The 17243-nt window shown below is 63.7% G+C and carries 17 protein-coding genes; 10 read left to right on the forward strand and 7 right to left on the reverse strand.

All coding sequences use genetic code 11. The features are described 5' to 3' along the window. Window positions 1-122 precede the first annotated feature (122 nt). Complete coding sequence (gene tgt, locus P1U55_RS10555) at window positions 123-1253, reverse strand: tRNA guanosine(34) transglycosylase Tgt (protein WP_301047539.1); 1131 nt, start codon at window positions 1251-1253, stop codon at window positions 123-125. 392 nt (window positions 1254-1645) lie between these two features. Between tgt and P1U55_RS10560 the strand changes: the two genes are divergently transcribed. From P1U55_RS10560 to tpiA, 3 genes are all read left to right on the forward strand, one after another. Continuing rightward, window positions 1646-2008, forward strand: coding sequence for an SUF system Fe-S cluster assembly protein (locus P1U55_RS10560; RefSeq protein WP_301047540.1), 363 nt, complete (start codon window positions 1646-1648; stop codon window positions 2006-2008). Window positions 2009-2093: 85 nt separating this feature from the next. Beyond that, window positions 2094-2444, forward strand: a complete 351-nt coding sequence (locus P1U55_RS10565; RefSeq protein WP_301047541.1) for an iron-sulfur cluster assembly accessory protein — start codon at window positions 2094-2096, stop codon at window positions 2442-2444. A gap of 209 nt (window positions 2445-2653) precedes the next feature. After that, entirely contained in the window at window positions 2654-3415 is a 762-nt protein-coding gene (gene tpiA, locus P1U55_RS10570; RefSeq protein ID WP_301047542.1) for a triose-phosphate isomerase, read from the forward strand. Between the two features lie 123 nt (window positions 3416-3538). Here tpiA and P1U55_RS10575 read toward each other — a convergent pair whose 3' ends face one another. The 5 genes from P1U55_RS10575 to P1U55_RS10595 form a co-directional block, all read right to left on the reverse strand. Continuing rightward, window positions 3539-5446 carry a TRAP transporter large permease gene (locus P1U55_RS10575; RefSeq protein ID WP_301047543.1) on the reverse strand — a complete coding sequence of 636 codons (1908 nt, stop codon included), beginning with the start codon at window positions 5444-5446 and terminating at the stop codon, window positions 3539-3541. Then, entirely contained in the window at window positions 5415-6104 is a 690-nt protein-coding gene (locus P1U55_RS10580) for a TRAP transporter small permease (RefSeq protein ID WP_301047544.1), read from the reverse strand. The genes P1U55_RS10575 and P1U55_RS10580 overlap by 32 nt, the downstream gene beginning before the upstream one ends. A gap of 119 nt (window positions 6105-6223) precedes the next feature. Continuing rightward, window positions 6224-7225 carry a DctP family TRAP transporter solute-binding subunit gene (locus P1U55_RS10585; RefSeq protein ID WP_301047545.1) on the reverse strand — a complete coding sequence of 334 codons (1002 nt, stop codon included), beginning with the start codon at window positions 7223-7225 and terminating at the stop codon, window positions 6224-6226. Window positions 7226-7475: 250 nt separating this feature from the next. Beyond that, window positions 7476-8702 (reverse strand): sigma-54 dependent transcriptional regulator, encoded by a 1227-nt coding sequence (locus P1U55_RS10590; protein WP_301047546.1) that lies wholly within the window; start codon window positions 8700-8702, stop codon window positions 7476-7478. Beyond that, complete coding sequence (locus P1U55_RS10595) at window positions 8699-10474, reverse strand: ATP-binding protein (RefSeq protein WP_301047547.1); 1776 nt, start codon at window positions 10472-10474, stop codon at window positions 8699-8701. The genes P1U55_RS10590 and P1U55_RS10595 overlap by 4 nt, the downstream gene beginning before the upstream one ends. Before the next feature lie 45 nt (window positions 10475-10519). Between P1U55_RS10595 and P1U55_RS10600 the strand changes: the two genes are divergently transcribed. Next, entirely contained in the window at window positions 10520-11701 is a 1182-nt protein-coding gene (locus P1U55_RS10600; protein ID WP_301047548.1) for a cytochrome P450, read from the forward strand. A 184-nt stretch (window positions 11702-11885) separates the two neighbouring features. Here P1U55_RS10600 and P1U55_RS10605 read toward each other — a convergent pair whose 3' ends face one another. Further along, entirely contained in the window at window positions 11886-12350 is a 465-nt protein-coding gene (locus P1U55_RS10605; protein ID WP_301047549.1) for an Lrp/AsnC family transcriptional regulator, read from the reverse strand. 137 nt (window positions 12351-12487) lie between these two features. Between P1U55_RS10605 and cobA the strand changes: the two genes are divergently transcribed. From cobA to P1U55_RS10635, 6 genes are all read left to right on the forward strand, one after another. Further along, window positions 12488-13234, forward strand: coding sequence for a uroporphyrinogen-III C-methyltransferase (cobA, locus tag P1U55_RS10610; RefSeq protein ID WP_301047550.1), 747 nt, complete (start codon window positions 12488-12490; stop codon window positions 13232-13234). After that, on the forward strand, window positions 13231-13530 hold the full coding sequence (locus P1U55_RS10615) for a DUF2849 domain-containing protein (protein ID WP_301047551.1): 300 nt from the start codon (window positions 13231-13233) through the stop codon (window positions 13528-13530). Before cobA ends, P1U55_RS10615 begins: the two co-directional genes overlap by 4 nt. Next, complete coding sequence (locus tag P1U55_RS10620) at window positions 13530-15197, forward strand: nitrite/sulfite reductase (RefSeq protein WP_301047552.1); 1668 nt, start codon at window positions 13530-13532, stop codon at window positions 15195-15197. The genes P1U55_RS10615 and P1U55_RS10620 overlap by 1 nt, the downstream gene beginning before the upstream one ends. Next, window positions 15187-15972, forward strand: coding sequence for a phosphoadenylyl-sulfate reductase (locus P1U55_RS10625; protein ID WP_301047553.1), 786 nt, complete (start codon window positions 15187-15189; stop codon window positions 15970-15972). Before P1U55_RS10620 ends, P1U55_RS10625 begins: the two co-directional genes overlap by 11 nt. Window positions 15973-15975: 3 nt before the next feature. Next, window positions 15976-16392 carry a DUF934 domain-containing protein gene (locus tag P1U55_RS10630; protein ID WP_301047554.1) on the forward strand — a complete coding sequence of 139 codons (417 nt, stop codon included), beginning with the start codon at window positions 15976-15978 and terminating at the stop codon, window positions 16390-16392. A gap of 84 nt (window positions 16393-16476) precedes the next feature. After that, window positions 16477-17243, forward strand: a 767-nt coding sequence (locus P1U55_RS10635) for a ferredoxin--NADP reductase (protein WP_301047555.1), incomplete at its 3' end; no start/stop codon positions are given.

Here is a 17243-nt window from a genome sequence, read left to right on the forward strand (position 1 = left end):
CCGCGCCATAGCCCCGCTCACACCCCGCCCCGGCCAGTTCCCGGCACACTATCTCTGCCGCCACCGCTTCGGGATGGCGGGTGGGGCAATGCGCTTTAGCGCGCGCGTCACCCCGCCAGCCCCTAAAGCCGCTCTATATCCCCCTCAGCGCGCAGCGCGTGAAACTCCGCCTCAAAGGCGGCAAACCGCCCTTCGGCAATCGCCTCGCGCATCCCGGCCATAAGCTCTTGATAGTAATGCAGGTTATGCCAGGTCAGCAGCATCCCGGCAATCATCTCCCCGGCGCGGTAGACATGGTGCAAATAGGCGCGGGAGTAACTCCTGCACGCTGGGCAACTACAGTCCTCATCAAGCGGGCGCGGATCATCGGCATGGCGCGCATTCTTCAGGTTCACCTGCCCGCGCCGCGTCCAGGCCTGCCCGGTGCGCCCGCTCCGCGACGGCAGCACACAGTCCATCATGTCCACCCCGCGCTTCACCGCGCCCACAATGTCATCGGGCTTGCCCACGCCCATCAGGTAGCGCGGCCTGTCCTCGGGCAGCATCCCCGGCGCGTAATCCAGCACGCCAAACATCGCCTCCTGCCCCTCGCCCACAGCCAGCCCGCCAATCGCGTAGCCGTCAAAACCAATCGCCTGCAAGGCCTCGGCACTCTCCCAGCGCAGCCCCTCGCTCACCCCGCCCTGCTGGATGCCAAACAGCGCGTGGCCGGGCCTGTCACCAAAGGCCACCTTCGAGCGTTCGGCCCATCGCATACTTAACCGCATCGAGGCCGCCACCGCCTCCTCGGTCGCCGGCAGCGCGGGGCACTCATCGAAACACATCACAATATCGCTGCCCAAAAGCCGCTGGATCTCCATCGAGGTTTCCGGGCTCAGAAAATGCTTCGAGCCATCCACGTGAGAGCGAAACTCAACCCCCTCCTCGGTCAGCTTGCGCAAATCCGAAAGTGACATCACCTGAAACCCGCCCGAATCCGTCAGGATCGGCTTTTCCCAGTTCATGAACCGGTGCAGCCCACCCAGCCGCGCCACCCGCTCGGCACCGGGGCGCAACATCAAGTGATAGGTGTTGCCGAGCAAAATATCCGCCCCCGTTGCCGCCACGCTTTCGGGCAGCATTGCCTTCACCGTCGCCGCCGTGCCCACCGGCATGAAGGCGGGCGTGCGGATATCGCCGCGCGGGGTTGAGATCACGCCTTTGCGCGCACGGCCATCGGTCGCCTCTAGGGCAAATGAAAATCGCTCTGTCATAGCGTCCACATGCGTCAAAACGCCGGGCGGCGACAAGCCTCTGCACCGGGAAAATCGCCGCACCGCCCCCTCAAATTCGCAGGAATCGCCGTTTTGCGCCGCCGTCCCCCCCAAAGGGCGCTCCAGCGTTCCAGCTTTCATCCCGCTGGCCCGCGCCACCGCACCGCCAACACGCCCCCACCGACCGCCCCATTCACTTAACCCAGTGCAAAAAAACCCGATGCGCATCACTTGTGCATGGCTCGTGCATCGCTTGTGGCTGTGATCTTTTTGCAATTAACCGCTCAAATCCGCCCCGCCTTCCCCCACCCCGCGCGCAACGCCGCACCTCCCTGCCCTTGCCGATCCGGCCGCTGTATCCTATGTAAATACTCAGGATAACAGGAGCCCCCATGCCCGAAGATACGCCCCCCCTTGAAGGCACCCCGCTGATCACGCCCTCCAGCACCGGGCACCCGCTGCACGAGGCGGTCGTCGAGGCGTGCCGCACGGTCTATGACCCTGAAATCCCTGTGAATATTTTTGACCTCGGGTTGATCTACTCGATCCTCATCAATGAGGAAAACGAGGTCCGCGTGATCATGTCTCTCACCGCGCCGGGCTGCCCGGTGGCCGGTGAGATGCCCGGTTGGGTCGCCGATGCGGTTGAGCCGCTCCCCGGCGTCAAACAGGTCGATGTCGAGCTGACATGGGAGCCGCCCTGGGGCATGGAAATGATGAGCGATGAAGCCCGCCTAGAGCTGGGCTTTATGTAATAAAGTCTTGGGTTTAGCGGCACAAATCAACCCGCCGCAAAGCCCCCGCCGCCCGGCCTGAAACACAGGCCAAAGGAGCATTCAGATGTTTGGCATCCCCGGAAAGCCCCCCGTCACCCTCACCCCCGCTGCGGTGAGCGAGATCACCAAATTGATGGCGCGTGACAGCAAAAAAGGCCTGCGTCTTGGCGTCAAAAAGGGCGGCTGCGCGGGCATGGAATACACCATGGAATTTGCCGCCGATATTGGCGAAAACGAAGAGGTAATCGAGCAGGACGGCGCCCGTGTCATGATCGCGCCCATGGCCCAGATGTTCCTCTTTGGCACCGAGATTGATTACGAAACCGGCCTGCTGGAATCCGGCTTCAAGTTCAACAATCCCAACGTGTCCGAGGCCTGCGGCTGTGGTGAATCCATCAAGTTCGAGGGCATGTAACCCCCCGATCCTGCAGCACAAATCCCCGCCCAGCCTTTCTGCATATGCACCATAGCAGCGGGCCAGATGGCCTTCGGCGTGCAGGCGCTCAGCGCCTTTCGAGGTGAAGACCAGCGTCACCCCACACCCGATGCAATGCCGCAGCAACCCCGGCTTGCAAGCCCGGCGATTTCACGGCTTACTCAGGCGGCAACAAAAGGGAGGCCACGATGCGGCGCAAATTGGCAGCAGGCAACTGGAAGATGAACGGGCTCACCGCCCAATTGGCCGAGGCCGAGGCGCTGGTGCAAGCCCACCCCGCGCCCGGCGTTGATATGCTGCTCTGCCCCCCCGCAACGCTGCTCGCGCCCATGGTCGAGCGCGCCAAAGGCACCCCTCTCGCGGTCGGCGGGCAGGATTGCCACAAGGCGGGGTCCGGGGCGCATACGGGTGATATCTCTGCCCCCATGCTGGCCGATTCCGGGGCGAGCCATGTGATTCTTGGCCACTCCGAGCGCCGGGCAGATCACGGTGAGCGCAATGAAGACGTGCGCGCCAAGGCCAATGCCGCTCTTTCCGCTGGCCTCACCTGCGTTATCTGCTGCGGCGAAAGCGAGGCCGAGCGCGATGCCTCCAACACGCTTGATATCATCGGCGGGCAGCTTTCCGGCTCGGTCCCCGATGGGGTGACGGGCCACAACCTTGTCGTCGCCTATGAGCCGATCTGGGCCATCGGCACCGGGCGCACCCCAACGCTCAACCAGATCGGTGAGGTGCATGATTTTATCCGCGCCCGGCTGGAGCGCCGTTTTGGCGAAGGCATTGGCCGCTCGGTCCGCCTGCTTTACGGCGGCTCGGTCAAACCCGACAACGCTGAAGAAATCTTCAACGTCAGCAATGTTGACGGCGCGCTTGTGGGCGGCGCCAGCCTCAAGGCGAGCGACTTTTCAGCGATCATCACCGCTCTTGAAGGCGCGCGGAACCAAGGCTGACGGCCCGGCACCGCGCCCCGATACTCAAAAAAAACCGACACTCAACAAAACCACCACTCAATAAACCGACACTTAATAAAATGGGCCGCCCTCTCAGGCGGCCCGTTACTCGTTACAAAACTCTTAATCCTGACGTGCTTCGCAGAAAGCCCGCTCCAGCGGATCACCGGGGACGTTGGCGCAGTTGATCTGCGGCCCCAGCGAGGTGGAGTTTGGCAAGGCGACCGAAACCGCCGGAATATACGTCACGATAATCAAGAAGATGAACAGCACGCCAAGGAAGGGCATCGCCGCCTTGACCACCCGCATCATCGGCATCCCGGCCACCCCGGAGGTGACAAACAGGTTGAGGCCAACGGGCGGTGTGATCATCCCGATCTCCATGTTCACCACCATGATGATGCCCAGGTGGATCGGGTCGATCCCAAGCTGAAGCGCAATCGGAAACACCAGCGGCGCCACGATCACGATCAGCCCCGATGGCTCCATGAATTGCCCGCCGATGAGCAGGATCACGTTGACGATCACCAGGAACATCACCGCGCCCAACCCGGCCGAAAGCATTGCCCCGGCAATTTGCTGCGGGATCTGCTCATCGGTCAAAACATGCTTCAAAATCAGCGCGTTAGCGATGATGAACATCAGCGTCACCGTCAGCTTTCCCGCCTCGAACAGCGTGTCCTTCGTTGCCTTTGAAAACAGCGCAGGCACCGCCCAGATAACGTTTTCAATATTGCCCCTGGCCACCAGCCAGGCCCCACCGCTGAGCGAGGCCACATAGCCCGTTCCGCTTTCGGCCAGCCCCCGCGCGCCCTTGCCGAGCGCAAACAGGAACACCGCAGGCGGCACACAGATGGCAAGGAAGGCCCCCACAGTTGAGGCGAGCTTCCACCAGATGCTGCTGTCCCCCGGCAGCACCATGGTGAGCACCACATAAAGCCAGGGCAGCACGCCGGTGACGGCGAAGGCGAGCAGCGTCATCACGCCAAGGAAGCCGCGCTTGGCCGCAAGGCTCATCAGCGCGCCAACGATCAGCGCCACCGCAAAGAACCCAAGCGCGATTTGCAGCGCCAGCACCGGCGAAACCGGATCGGCGACCACCGCGATCATCTGCCAAAGCAGCAGGTTGACCACGCTGAAGCCCACAACCCGGAAGCCGAGCAGATCACGCTCTTCGCGCTCGTCCGGCAGCCACTTGCGCGTCGAGAGCGGCCCCATGTCACGGTAAACGAACACCGCCACGATGAAGGCATAAACCGAAGCCACGGCCGCCGCTTCCGTCGGGGTGAAAATCCCGCCGTAGATGCCGACGAGGATGATGATGATCAGGAACAGGCCCCAGCCCGCTTCGAGCATCGAGGCCATGACCTCGCCCCAGCCCAGCCACTCGCCCTTGGGCAGCTTCTTGACCACGGCAATGCCAAAGATCGTCGCCATCAGCATCCCGCCTGCCAGCAAGCCGGGAACCAGCCCGGCAAGGAACATCCGCCCCACCGAAACATCGGTTGCCGAAGCGTAAACCACCATCACGATGGACGGCGGAATGAGGATGCCCAGCGTGCCCGCATTGGCAATCACGCCCGCGGCAAAGTCCTTGGAGTAACCCACCTGCCGCATCCCGGCGATCACGATGGAGCCAATCGCCACCACCGTGGCAGGGGATGAGCCGGAAAGCGCGGCAAACATCATGCAGGCCGCAACCCCCGCAATAGCAAGGCCACCGGGGAAATGCCCGACAATGGCAATGGAAAAGCGGATGATCCGCTTGGCCACGCCGCCGGTGCTCATGAAGCTCGACGCGAGGATGAAGAACGGAACCGCCAGCAGCGTGTAATGCCCCGCCATCGCCTGAAACAGCGTTTGCGCAATAGAGGCAAGCGAGGTGTCACTCAGCACCAGCAGGAACACGATCGACGAGATGCCAAGCGATACCGCAATCGGCACGCCTACCAGCATCAGGCCGATGATCATGATAAACAGGATCGCCACATCCATCAGATCAATCCCCCTCGTTGAGGCTTCGCACCTCATCCACCTGATCTTCGGCCTCATGGCTCACGATCAAGCTCTCAGATTTGCCGGTGGCAAGCCGCACGAACGCCTGCACAAAGCGGAACAGCAGCAGCGCCATGCCGAACGGCAGGATGAAATAGGGGATAAACCGGGGCAGCTTTTCGTAAGCTTCGCCCTCGTTCAGCGCAGGTTCGATCCAGCGCAGCCAGTCGGGCATGGGGGTGTCAACCAGCGCATACCAGCCGCGATAGGAGGTGCGCTTCATCTCTTCAAACCCGGTCGGAAACCACCGCCCTGTCGTTTGCGGCAGGTTGGCGAAATTCGCCCAGTAATCCCACGCGCCCTTGAGCAGCAGGAAGGCGTAAATGATGCAGATCAGCGCGGCGGCCAGCGTCACCAGTTTGCGCGCGCCATCGGGCATCGCATTGGTGATCGCATCCACACCCAGATGCGCTGTTGTCTTGACGGCATAGGAAATCCCGAACAGCACAAGCCATGCAAACAGGATCGTGGTCGCCTCAAGGCCCCAGATCAGGCCCGAGTTATAGCCATACCGCAGCACAACATTGATAAAGGTGATCACGGTCATCGCGCCAAGGATCAGCGCGATAAACGTCTCTTCCAGCTCGTTGACGAACCGTCCGAGGCGGCTGCGAGTGTGAAGCGCGTCGCTCATGGCGTTCCCCTTGCTGCCACGGGTTGCATCTGTCGGGTGGTTGGCTTGGTCCGGCCCCGCGTGCATGGCGGGGCCGGGCCTTATTGGTCAGACGGGGGGCTTGCGGCCCCCTGCCCGGATCAGTGCATTGCGTTGATCTCTTGAGCCGCGTCGATGTTCTGCTGGCCCACGTCTTCGGTGAACTCGGACCAAACCGGCTTCATCGCATCAACCCAGGCCTGGCGCTGCTCTTCGTTCAGCTCGCGCACCACGCCGCCAGCGGCCATGATGGCCTCTTTGGCCTCCTGGTTCACCTTGTAGCTCTCGGCGTTGCGTGTGGTGGTGACTTCTTCGATGATGGTGGCCAGCTGGTCGCGCACGTCCGCGTCAAGCCCTTCCCACCAGTCCACATTGGTCACCAGCATGTAATCGAGGATGCCGTGGTTGGTCTCGGTGGTGCCGTCCTGCACCTCAAAGAACTTCTGGCCGTAGATGTTGGACCAGGTGTTCTCCTGCCCGTCCACAACGCCGGTTTGCAGCGCGCCGTAAACTTCCGAAAAGGCCATCGGCTGGGGCGAAGCGCCCATCGCGGCCATCTGCGCCTTCAGCACGTCAGAGTTTTGCACCCGGAACTTCAACCCGTTGGCATCCGAAGGCAGCATCAGCGGCTTGTTGGCCGACATCTGCTTCATGCCGTTGTGCCAGAAGGCCAGTCCAAGCAGGCCCCGGCGGGTCATGCTTTCCTTCATCGCAACGCCGGTTTCAGAGCCTTGAAACGCGTCAACAGCCTCAACGTTCTTGAACATGAACGGCAGGTCAAAAATGCGGAACTGCTTGGTGAACTGCTCAAACTTCGACAGGCTGGGCGCGGCCATCTGCACATCACCCTGAAGCATCGCTTCCAGCACCTGATCGTCGTTATAGAGCGTGGAGTTCGGGAACACCTCCATACAGGCTTTGCCGTCCATCTCATCGTTGACCCGCTGTTCCAGCAGCGAGGCGGCAATGCCCTTGGGGTGCTTGTCGGTGTTGGTTACGTGGCTCAGCTTGATCACGATCTCGCCTTCGTCGCAGGCTGCAAATGTCGCAGATGCGCTAAAGGTCAGCGCCACGGCAGTGGCGGCAGCGGTAAGATATTTCATGGATGTCCTCCCAGACATTTTGAATAGGCTGAAGCGCCTCCCAAGCGCTTGTGCGCAAACAAAAGCCTATGCCACCCATGTGCTGCAAGCCCCAATTATCCAACATCAACTTCGTTGAATACCGTTCGGTTTCAAAACGGTTTTTTCAGGTCACGCCGTCCAGCGCAAAATCGCTGCGTTTCAATTTCCACACAGCCATTAACGCCCACTGTGCGGAATTCCGCACAGGTTTCGCAGGGCCATTCGCGCCCTACCGGCGAAAATCCTCAGCCTTCAACCCATGTTTGGCCAGCTTGTCGTAAAAGGTTTTGCGGGGCAGCTTCAGCACGGCGGCGGTGGCTGTGGCGTTGCCATTCTGGCGCCCCAGCGCCGCCGCCAGCAGGCTGCGCTCCACCCGCGCCATCTGCTCGGCAAGGCCGAGGTCCGCCGCCTCCTGCACCTCTTCGGGCATCCCCAGCACAAAGCGCATCGCCGCCGACATCAGCGAGCGCGCGTTGCCCGGCCACTCCTGCGCCATCAACCGCGCCAGGTGCTCCTCGCTCACCTCCGGTTCCGGCAACCCGGCCTGTTCGGCGGCCTGGGCAACGTAATCGCGAAACAGCACCGGAATATCCTCGCGCCGTTCTGAAAGGCACGGGATGCGCACCTGCATCACATCAAGGCGGTAATAGAGCTCCGCCGCAAACCGCCCCGCCTCCATCTCGCCCACCAGATCGCGGGTGGTGCCGGCCAGAATGCGCACCTGTCCGGGGCTTTCCAGCCGATCCAGCAAAACCAGTTGAACCGCACCGGGTAACACGCTGATTTCATCCAGATACAGCGTGCCCGCCCCCGCTGCCTCCAGCGCCGCATCCAGCCGCGCCTCGTCCAGCGTGGCGGCGCTGCGCTTCAAAAACGGATGCGGCGCGGCGGGGGACAACAGGTGGATCACCTCGGCGATCTTCGCGGTTTGGGAGCCCGCCGCCCCGGTGATCAACACCTCTGCCCCGGCCCGCGCCACCGCCCGCACCCGCTTTCGCAGCGCATCGGCCTCTGCCGACTGGCCGTAAACCATCCGCGCCGCCGCGTCGCCCCGCTCCAACTCCAGCTTCAACCGCCGGTTTTCCAACACAAGGGCACGGGCCTTCAGCGCCTTCTCCACAGCACTGACCAACTCCTTGGGGCTGCAAGGCTTTTCCAGAAAGTCAAAGGCGCCCTCACCAATGCCCTTCACCGCCATCGGCACATCACCCTCGCCGGTCAACAGGATCACCGGAAGCTCGGAATCGTTCTTGCGCGCCTCTGCCAGCAGGTGAAAGCCATCGCGCCCCGGCATCCGGATATCGCTGACCACAACCCCCTCGAAACCGACGCTGATGTGATCCTTCGCCTCAATGTAACTGCCCGCGAGGATCGGCTCCATCTCCGCCAGTTCAAGCGTTTGCCCAAGGGCTTCGCGCACTGCGGCATCATCATCAACCAAAAGCACCTTCTTCATGCCACCGCCTCCTGTTCTGCCGGGGCCAGTTCCACGGTAAATTCCGCGCCGCCCCCGCTGCGGTTCACGCCGCGGATTTGCCCGCCAAAGCTCTGCACCAACCCGTAGGAGATCGACAGGCCAAGCCCCATCCCTTCGGAGGCACCTACCTCCTTGGTGGAGTAGAACGGATCAAAAATCCGGTCTGGCTCGGCAATCCCCGGCCCGCTGTCCGCCACCCTCAGGCGCACCGGATCGCCCGGCTCAATCGTCAGATCAAGGCGCTTGTCATCGCGCTCTGCCATGGCGTCCAGCCCGTTGGACACAAGGTTCAAAACCACCTGTTGCAGCCGCACTTCGCCGCCCCGCACCCTTACCGGATGGGCGGGCGGCTGCCAGGAAACGCGCACCCCATCACGCGCCACACGCCCCTCAACCATCTCCAGCACCGTGGCCACCACCGCGCCCAGATCCACCTCGCCAATCGGCGCACTTTCCTGGCGCGCAAACGCCCTCAGGTTACGAATGATCCGCCCCATCCTGCGCGCCAGATCACTGATACGGCTCAGGTTTTCCGCCGCCCGCTCCGGCTTGCCACGCTCAAGGAAGCTCGCGCCGTTTTCGGCAAATGAGCGGATCGCCATCAACGGCTGGTTCAGCTCATGCGACAGCCCGGCCGACATTTTTCCCAAGGCGCTCAGCTTGCCCGCCTGCACCAGTTCCTCCTGTGCGCGGCGCAGCGCGGCCTCCGCTTCCTCGCGCTCGCGCACCTCTCCCTTGAGGCGCAGGTTGGCCGCCTGCAAGGCCGCCGTGCGGCTCTGCACCCGGCTCTCCAGCACCGCGTTGGCCCGCGCTTCGCTTTCCAGCCGCGCCGCCAGCGCCCGCCGCCGCTCTGACAGCGCAAAAACGAACGCGCCGAACACTAGGCACAGGGCCCCCGCCGCCGCCGCCGCCAGCAGCCCCAGCCGCCGCGCAGGCGCAAGGTCCACCAGCGCCTCGCCGCGCATCCCGATCACCGGTAAATCCTGCGTGATATGCAGCGCCATAGCCGGAAGGTAAGGCCCGCCCTGCACGCACCACAGCTCCCACTCCGATACCCGCCAGGGGTCATACTCAATGAAATCCGCCAGCGTCACACCGCCATAACGCGCGCGCTCCAGCAGCCCGCCACGGGCCCGAAGCAGCAACTCCGAGCGGTTGGCGGCAAAAACCACCCCCTGTTCATCAGTAAAGAACACCGCAACCGGATCGCCCGCCCAATCGTCCTCGATCAGCCGCAGATCAGCCCGGATCACCACCGTCCCCGCCACCGGCCCATGGGGCGAAAAAAGCGGGGCCGCGTAAGAATATAGCCGCCGCCCGCTGGCCACATCCACCCGGTGATCGGCCCCCAAAGCCCCATTGCGCGCGCGCGTCACATCCACGCCGGTGAGCCGCCCAAAGCCCTCCGGCGCGCCGTTAGACGCGGCAACCACCCGCCCCTGCGCATCGGTAAGTAATATCTCCGTTGAGCCGGTCTTGTCGGCCTGCCTGCGCAACAGTCGTGAAATCGTCCTTGCCTCACCCCGCCCCATCGCCAGCGCTTCCAGCTCAGGGCGGTCCGCCAGCACCACCGCCAGCTCGGCATAGCGTTGAAGCTGCCCCGTCAGGCGCTGCGAGGCCAGCCGCAAATCACTCTCCCCGCGCCGCTCCACCTCATCCAGCGCCGAAACAAATGACACCCAGCCAACCAGCCCCGATAGCCCGAGAGCCGCTGCCAAAAACACCCCGATTGTCAAAAGCCTGCGCGTCATCCTTCCTTCCTAGACAATCATCAAACGTTCTGAAAGCGTTGCCCGATGCAACGGCTCTCACAATCTCCCACCGATCCGGCCTTCGTGCAGGACCCTTACCCGTTTTATGACCGCGCCCGCGCCGCCGGGGATCTGGTCTTCTGGGAAGATTATGGCCAGGTCGCCGCTGCCGGATATTCGCAAGTGAAACGCCTGCTGAAAGACCGCCGCCTGGGCCGTGAAATGCCCGCCGATCTTGCACCCGCCATCCCACCCCACCTCGCGCCCTTCTACGCGGTTGAGGCCCACTCGATGCTGGAGGCCGATCCCCCTCGCCACACCCGCCTGCGCGGCCTCGTGTTGCGCGCCTTCACCTCCGCCACCGTCGAGGCGCAGCGCCCCGCGATCACCGCGCTTTGCGACGGCCTGATCGCCGCCTTTCCGGACGGCCCGTTCGATCTGCTCGAGGCCTTTTGCCGCCCCCTGCCGGTGATCACCATCGCCACGCTGCTCGGGGTTGATCCCAGCCGCGCGCCAGATCTGCTGGCATGGTCCGGCGCCATGGTGGGGATGTACCAGGCAGGCCGCACCCGCGCGATGGAAGACGCCGCCGTTACCGCCACCAAATCCTTCACCGCCTTCCTCGCCGATGAAATCGCCCGCCGTCGCACCACCCCCACCGATGATCTCATCTCGCACCTCATCGCGGCTGAGGACTCGGGCTCGCAGCTCTCTGCCGATGAGCTGACCTCAACCGTGATCCTGCTGCTGAACGCGGGCCATGAGGCCACCGTCCATAGCCTCGGAAACTCGGTAAAAACCATTCTGGATGAGGGGCTTGCCCCCCACGCCGCCGTGCCGGAAAATGCCCCCCTCCTCACCGAGGAACTGCTGCGTTACACCCCGCCGCTGCATATCTTCGAGCGGATCGCCCGCGAGGATGTCACCCTCTATGGCCACAGCTTCAAACGCGGCGAGAAGCTCTCTTGCCTGCTCGCAGCGGCGGGCCGTGATCCTATGGCCTACCCCAATCCGCACCGCTTCATCGCGGATCGCAAAAGCCCCTCCAACATGGCCTTCGGCGGCGGGCTGCACTTTTGCGTCGGTGCTCCCCTGGCCCGGCTCGAGATGCACATCGCCCTGCCCGCCCTGTTCTCCGCCTGCCCCCAGCTTCGCCTCGCCGAGCCGCCCCGTTTCGCGCCCATCTACCACTTCCACGGGCTCAAAAAGCTGATGGTCACCACCTAGCTCCGCCCCCGGAGCCGCCCAATCTTCAGCTTCACCTGCGCCAACAAGACGAACCCGCCCTTCATCACGCAAACCACCAAAATCGCTCCCGCAAAAAGCGCCAACCCCGGCCACGCGCCACATTCTCTAGCCAAAAATATCTCGGGAGTGCGGGGGCTGGCCCCCGCTGGCGGGCCGGCCCGCGTTAGCCCAAAGGCAGCGCGGTGGTTGATTTCAACTCTTCCATCGACAGCAAGGCCGTCACGTTGTGAATCCTCACCTCGCTGATCAGCGCCTGATAAAACGCATCGTAAGCCCGCGCGTTTTGCACCTGCACCTTCAGGATATAGTCAATATCCCCCGCCAGCCGGTGGGCTTCCAGCACCTCTGGCCTCGCTTTCAGCGTCTCCAAAAAGCGCCGCTGCCAATCCGCCTCATGCTCTGAGGTGCGGATCAGTACAAAAAAGCAGGCCTCCAGCCCCAGCGCCTCGGCATCCAGGATCACCGTGTTCTGGCGGATCACCCCGGCCTCGCGCATCTTGCGCACCCGATTCCACACAGGCGTCTTTGACGAACCCACTTTCTTGGCAATTTCATCCAGCGACTGGCTCGCATCAGCCTGTAGCTCTGCAAGGATTTTCCGGTCGATCGCATCAAGGCGGACAGACATTCGCACTTCTCCGGCATTGGTAGAATTTCAGCCCAGAGGGCCATTAACATAGAACGTTTTTCCTTAACTGCCGCGAGACACTGCCAAAATCCAGAACAAAATTCTATATTCCCCTCATGACCAGCAAGGACCACCCCATGACCAAGCCTCTTGGAGAGATCGCCTTCACCGGTGCCGGCCCCGGCGACCCCGCGCTTTTGACCATCGCCGCGCTGCGCGCCATGGAAGCCGCCGATGCAGTGGTGCATGATCGGCTGGTCTCGCCTGAAATCCTCGCCCTCGCGCCGGGCCGCAAGATCAACGTCGGCAAGCACGGGTTTGGCACGTCCACCGCGCAGGAGGAAATCAACGCGCTGCTCGTCACCCTCGCGCTGGAGGGCCTGCGCGTTGTGCGCCTCAAGGCGGGCGATCCTGCGGTTTTTGGCCGTCTGGATGAAGAGATCGAGGCCATCGCGCCCCATGCCATCCCGTTTCGCATCCTGCCCGGCATCACCGCCGCCTCTGCTGCTGCCGCCTCGCTGGGCCAAAGCCTCACCGCGCGGGGCCGCAACTCCGAGCTGCGCCTGCTCACCGGCCATGATGTGGCAGGTTACACCGAGCAGGATTGGCGCGCCCTCGCCCGCCCCGGTGCCGTCGCCGGGATCTACATGGCCAAACGCGGCGCGCGCTTCCTGCAAGGGCGGCTGCTGATGCACGGCGCTGCCGCCGATACCCCCGTGACCGTGGTCGAAAACGCCTCGCGCCGCGATGAGCGCTGCATCGCCACCACCCTCGCCGCGCTCCCCGAGGCCACTCAGGCCCTCACCGGCCCCGCTGTCCTTCTTTATGGCCTTGCGCCCCGCGCCGCCGCCGCCGCCCTGCCGCTTCTGGAGGCCACCCGATGAGCCGCGCCTTCACCCCCAAGGTCGTCACCGCCAATGCCCTGATCGAGGGCGATGTGGTCTATCTCACCGCCACGGGCGAATGGACCCGCCGCCACGATCAGGCCCGCCTCTTCACCGAGCAGCAGGCCGCCGAGGCGGCGCTTTCTGCCGCCTCGCTACAGGTGGCCGATGTGGTTGGCGTTTACCTCGCCGATGCCACCGAGGGCGCAACCGGCCCTCAGCCCGATCACTTCCGTGAGCGCTTCCGCGCCACCGGCCCTTCCAACTATGCCCATGGCAAGCAGGTGGATCTCTGATGTATCATTACACCGACTTTGATGAAGCCTTCGTGCGCAGCCGCGTCGCCCAGTTTCGCGCTCAGGTGGAGCGCCGCATTGATGGCGCGCTCACCGAAGATGAGTTCAAGCCGCTGCGCCTGATGAACGGCCTCTATCTGCAACTCCACGCCTATATGCTGCGCGTCGCCATCCCCTATGGCACTGTTTCTTCGGCCCAAATGCGCCAGCTCGCCTGGATCGCCGAAACCTATGACAAGGGCTATGGCCACTTCACCACCCGCCAGAACATCCAGTTCAACTGGCCCGCCCTGCGCGATGTGCCCGATATCCTTGAGGCGCTGGCCGATGTGCAAATGCACGCGATCCAGACCTCGGGCAACTGCATCCGCAACGTGACCGCAGATCACTTCGCCGGGGCCGCCGCCGATGAGCTGGCCGATCCGCGCCCGGTGGCCGAGCTGCTGCGCCAGTGGTCCACCGACCACCCCGAATTTCAGTTCCTGCCGCGCAAGTTCAAGATCGCCGTCACCGGCGCTGCGGCAGATCGCGCCGTCATCCGCTCCCATGACATCGGCCTGCAAATCGTTGAGCAAGACGGCGAGCAGGGCTTCAAGGTGATCGTTGGCGGTGGCCTCGGGCGCACCCCGATGATCGGCAAGGTCATCCGCGAGTTTCTGCCCCGCGCCGATCTGCTGCCCTATTGCGAGGCCATCGTGCACACCTACAACCGCCTCGGGCGGCGCGACAACAAGTATAAGGCCCGCGTCAAGATCACCGTGCACGAGCACGGGATCGAGGCCATCCGCGCCGATGTTGAAAAGGCCTTCCGCCGCATCCGGCCCGAGTTTTCCGGCGTCGATCAGGAAATGCTGGCCGGGATCGAGGCGCAGTTCGCCACCCCCAGCCTGCGCTCTGGCGCAACCACCGCCTATGATACTGCTTATCAAGGCGATCCGGTGTTTCGCGCCTGGGCCGATACCAACCTCACCGCCCATAAAGATGCGGACCATGCCATCGTCACGATCTCGCTCAAGGCCCATGGCGCAACGCCGGGCGATGCCACCGCCGATCAGATGCGCCTCATGGCCGATCTGGCCGAGGCCCACAGCCACGGTGAGCTGCGCATCAGCCACGAGCAAAACGTGATCCTGCCGCATGTTCACAAAGCTGATCTGCCCACGCTGCACGCTGCACTTTCCGGCGCGGGCCTTGGCACCGCCAACGTCGGGCTGGCCTCCGATATCATCGCCTGCCCCGGCATGGATTATTGCGCTCTGGCCACCGCCCGCTCGATCCCGGTCGCACAAGAGATCGCCACCCGGATAGACGAGCTCAAGATCGAGCATGAGGTCGGCGCGCTCAAGATCAAGATTTCGGGATGCATCAACGCCTGCGGCCACCACCACGTTGGCCATATCGGCATCCTCGGGCTGGATCGCGCAGGGGTGGAGAACTACCAGATCACCCTTGGCGGCGATCACACCGAAACCGCCGCCATCGGCACCCGCATGGGGCCGGGCTTCGCGGCGGATGATGTCGTGCCCGCGATCGAGCGGCTCATTCTCGCCTACCTTGATCTGCGCGACAGCGCCGACGAGACTTTCCTTGAAACATTCCGCCGTTTGGGCGATGCCCCCTTCAAGGCCGCCCTCTACCCGGAGACTCGTGCTCGACATGCAGCTTGATCCACCGCACAGCGCCGCCACGGCCCTCGCGCACCGCCTCCACGCCCGCCACCAGGGGGCCACGGCGCAGGCGCTCATTGCCGCCGCCGTGGACGAGCCCGATCTGGGCCGCCTCGCGGTGGTCTCGAGCTTTGGCGCCGAGTCCGTCGTGCTCTTGCATATGCTGGCTCAGGTCGCACCCGATCTGCCGGTGCTCTTCATCGACACGCGCCTGCTCTTCCCCGAGACCCTCAGCTACCAGCAAGAGGTGGCCGCCACGCTTGGCCTCACCAATGTGCAGGTGATCCGCGCCAGCAATCTGACCCTGCAAGCCGAAGATCCGGGCAACACCCTGCACCAGCGCGATACCGATGCCTGCTGCGATCTGCGCAAAACCCGCGTGCTCGCCGCCGCGCTTGAGGGCTATGAAAGCTGGATCACCGGGCGCAAGCGGTTTCAGGCCGATACCCGCTCCGATCTGCCCCGGTTTGAGGCCGATGGCCCCCGCGTCAAGGTCAACCCACTGGCCGATTGGACAGCGGATGACCTGCGTGCCTATATCGAAACCCACGATCTGCCGCGCCACCCGCTGGTTTCAAGGGGCTACCCCTCTATCGGCTGCACCCCCTGCACCACCCCCGTGGCCGAGGGTGAAGATGTGCGCGCCGGGCGCTGGCGCGGGCAGGACAAGGAAGAATGCGGCATCCACTTTGTTGATGGCCGCGCCGTCCCCGGCCCCGCCCCCTCTGCCCGGCAAGATACCAATGACGCCCCCCAACTGCTGAAGCGAGCCTGACCCATGAGCAACGTAATCGTCACCGACAGCGGCTTTGCGCCTGATGACTGGACACACGGCTTTGCTCCGCTGGCCGATCTGCCCACCGAGGCGGCGGTTGTTGCCGTTGATCTTGCCCCCGAGGATGATCCCACCGCGCTGGCAGATCACCTCCAGCAGATTGATATGATCCGCGTCGCCTGTCCCAGCTGTGCCGATGGGCGCGGTTTTACCCAGGCCCGCACCCTGCGCCGCGCGGGCTTTCAGGGGCGTCTGCGGGCCGCTGGCCACGTGATCTCGGATCAATACGCCATGGCCCGGCGCTGCGGCTTTGACGAGGTCGAAATCTCGCCCGACCTTGCCGCCCGCCAGCCCGCGCCTGAGTGGCAGGCCCGCGCCGACTGGCAGGCGCGGGACTACCAAAACCGGATGCGCGGCTAGATTCTGCGCGACACATTCAGTATTTCTGATACAGATCAAAGCACCAGAAAGGCGCCACCCCGATAAGGGCGCGACCATGAGCAAATGACCGAGCAAAAACCCGTGAACGACACCTCCGCACAGCCCGTAAAAGCCACGCCCACCCTGCCCGATGCGCAAACCGTCACCGCCGTCGAGCACTATACCGACCGGCTGTTCTCGTTCCGCTGCACCCGGCCCGCCGCGCTGCGGTTTCGCTCCGGCGAGTTCGTGATGATCGGCCTCATGGGCGACCCCGATCCAAAAACCGGCAAGCAAAAACCGCTGCTGCGCGCCTATTCCATCGCCTCGCCGTCGTGGGATGAGGAGCTGGAGTTCTACTCGATCAAGGTGCAGGCCGGCCCGCTCACCTCAAGGCTCCAGCACATCGAACCGGGCGATGAGATCATCCTGCGCCCCAAGCCCGTGGGCACCCTCGTGCATGACGCGCTTCTGCCCGGCAAGCGGATCTGGTTTTTCGCCACCGGCACCGGCTTTGCGCCCTTTGCATCGCTCCTGCGCGAGCCGCAAACCTATGAGGATTACGACGAGGTCATCATCACCCACACCTGCCGCGAGGCCGCAGAGCTGACCTATGGTGCCAAGCTGATCGAAAGCCTCCAGCATGACGAGTTGCTCAACGAGGTGATCGGTGAGGGCTTCTGGAAGAAGATCAAGTATTACCCCACCACGACCCGCGAAGAGAGCCCCAAGATGGGCCGCATCACCGACCTGATGCGCTCGGGCGAGGCCTTCGCTGACCTCGGCACCGAGCCGCTGAACCCCGAAACAGACCGCGCCATGGTCTGCGGCAACCTCGCCTTCAACCTCGA

It is taken from the genome of Vannielia sp., assembly GCF_029212645.1.
In the GTDB taxonomy this organism is placed as follows: Bacteria; Pseudomonadota; Alphaproteobacteria; order Rhodobacterales; family Rhodobacteraceae; genus Vannielia.

Coding starts and splice junctions, on each gene's coding strand:
- tgt (WP_301047539.1), bottom strand. CDS start 1,253: ATGACAGAGCGATTTTCATTTGCCCTAGAGGCGACCGATGGCCGTGCG.
- P1U55_RS10560 (WP_301047540.1), top strand. CDS start 1,646: ATGCCCGAAGATACGCCCCCCCTTGAAGGCACCCCGCTGATCACGCCC.
- P1U55_RS10565 (WP_301047541.1), top strand. CDS start 2,094: ATGTTTGGCATCCCCGGAAAGCCCCCCGTCACCCTCACCCCCGCTGCG.
- tpiA (WP_301047542.1), top strand. CDS start 2,654: ATGCGGCGCAAATTGGCAGCAGGCAACTGGAAGATGAACGGGCTCACC.
- P1U55_RS10575 (WP_301047543.1), bottom strand. CDS start 5,446: ATGAGGTGCGAAGCCTCAACGAGGGGGATTGATCTGATGGATGTGGCG.
- P1U55_RS10580 (WP_301047544.1), bottom strand. CDS start 6,104: ATGAGCGACGCGCTTCACACTCGCAGCCGCCTCGGACGGTTCGTCAAC.
- P1U55_RS10585 (WP_301047545.1), bottom strand. CDS start 7,225: ATGAAATATCTTACCGCTGCCGCCACTGCCGTGGCGCTGACCTTTAGC.
- P1U55_RS10590 (WP_301047546.1), bottom strand. CDS start 8,702: ATGAAGAAGGTGCTTTTGGTTGATGATGATGCCGCAGTGCGCGAAGCC.
- P1U55_RS10595 (WP_301047547.1), bottom strand. CDS start 10,474: ATGACGCGCAGGCTTTTGACAATCGGGGTGTTTTTGGCAGCGGCTCTC.
- P1U55_RS10600 (WP_301047548.1), top strand. CDS start 10,520: ATGCAACGGCTCTCACAATCTCCCACCGATCCGGCCTTCGTGCAGGAC.
- P1U55_RS10605 (WP_301047549.1), bottom strand. CDS start 12,350: ATGTCTGTCCGCCTTGATGCGATCGACCGGAAAATCCTTGCAGAGCTA.
- cobA (WP_301047550.1), top strand. CDS start 12,488: ATGACCAAGCCTCTTGGAGAGATCGCCTTCACCGGTGCCGGCCCCGGC.
- P1U55_RS10615 (WP_301047551.1), top strand. CDS start 13,231: ATGAGCCGCGCCTTCACCCCCAAGGTCGTCACCGCCAATGCCCTGATC.
- P1U55_RS10620 (WP_301047552.1), top strand. CDS start 13,530: ATGTATCATTACACCGACTTTGATGAAGCCTTCGTGCGCAGCCGCGTC.
- P1U55_RS10625 (WP_301047553.1), top strand. CDS start 15,187: ATGCAGCTTGATCCACCGCACAGCGCCGCCACGGCCCTCGCGCACCGC.
- P1U55_RS10630 (WP_301047554.1), top strand. CDS start 15,976: ATGAGCAACGTAATCGTCACCGACAGCGGCTTTGCGCCTGATGACTGG.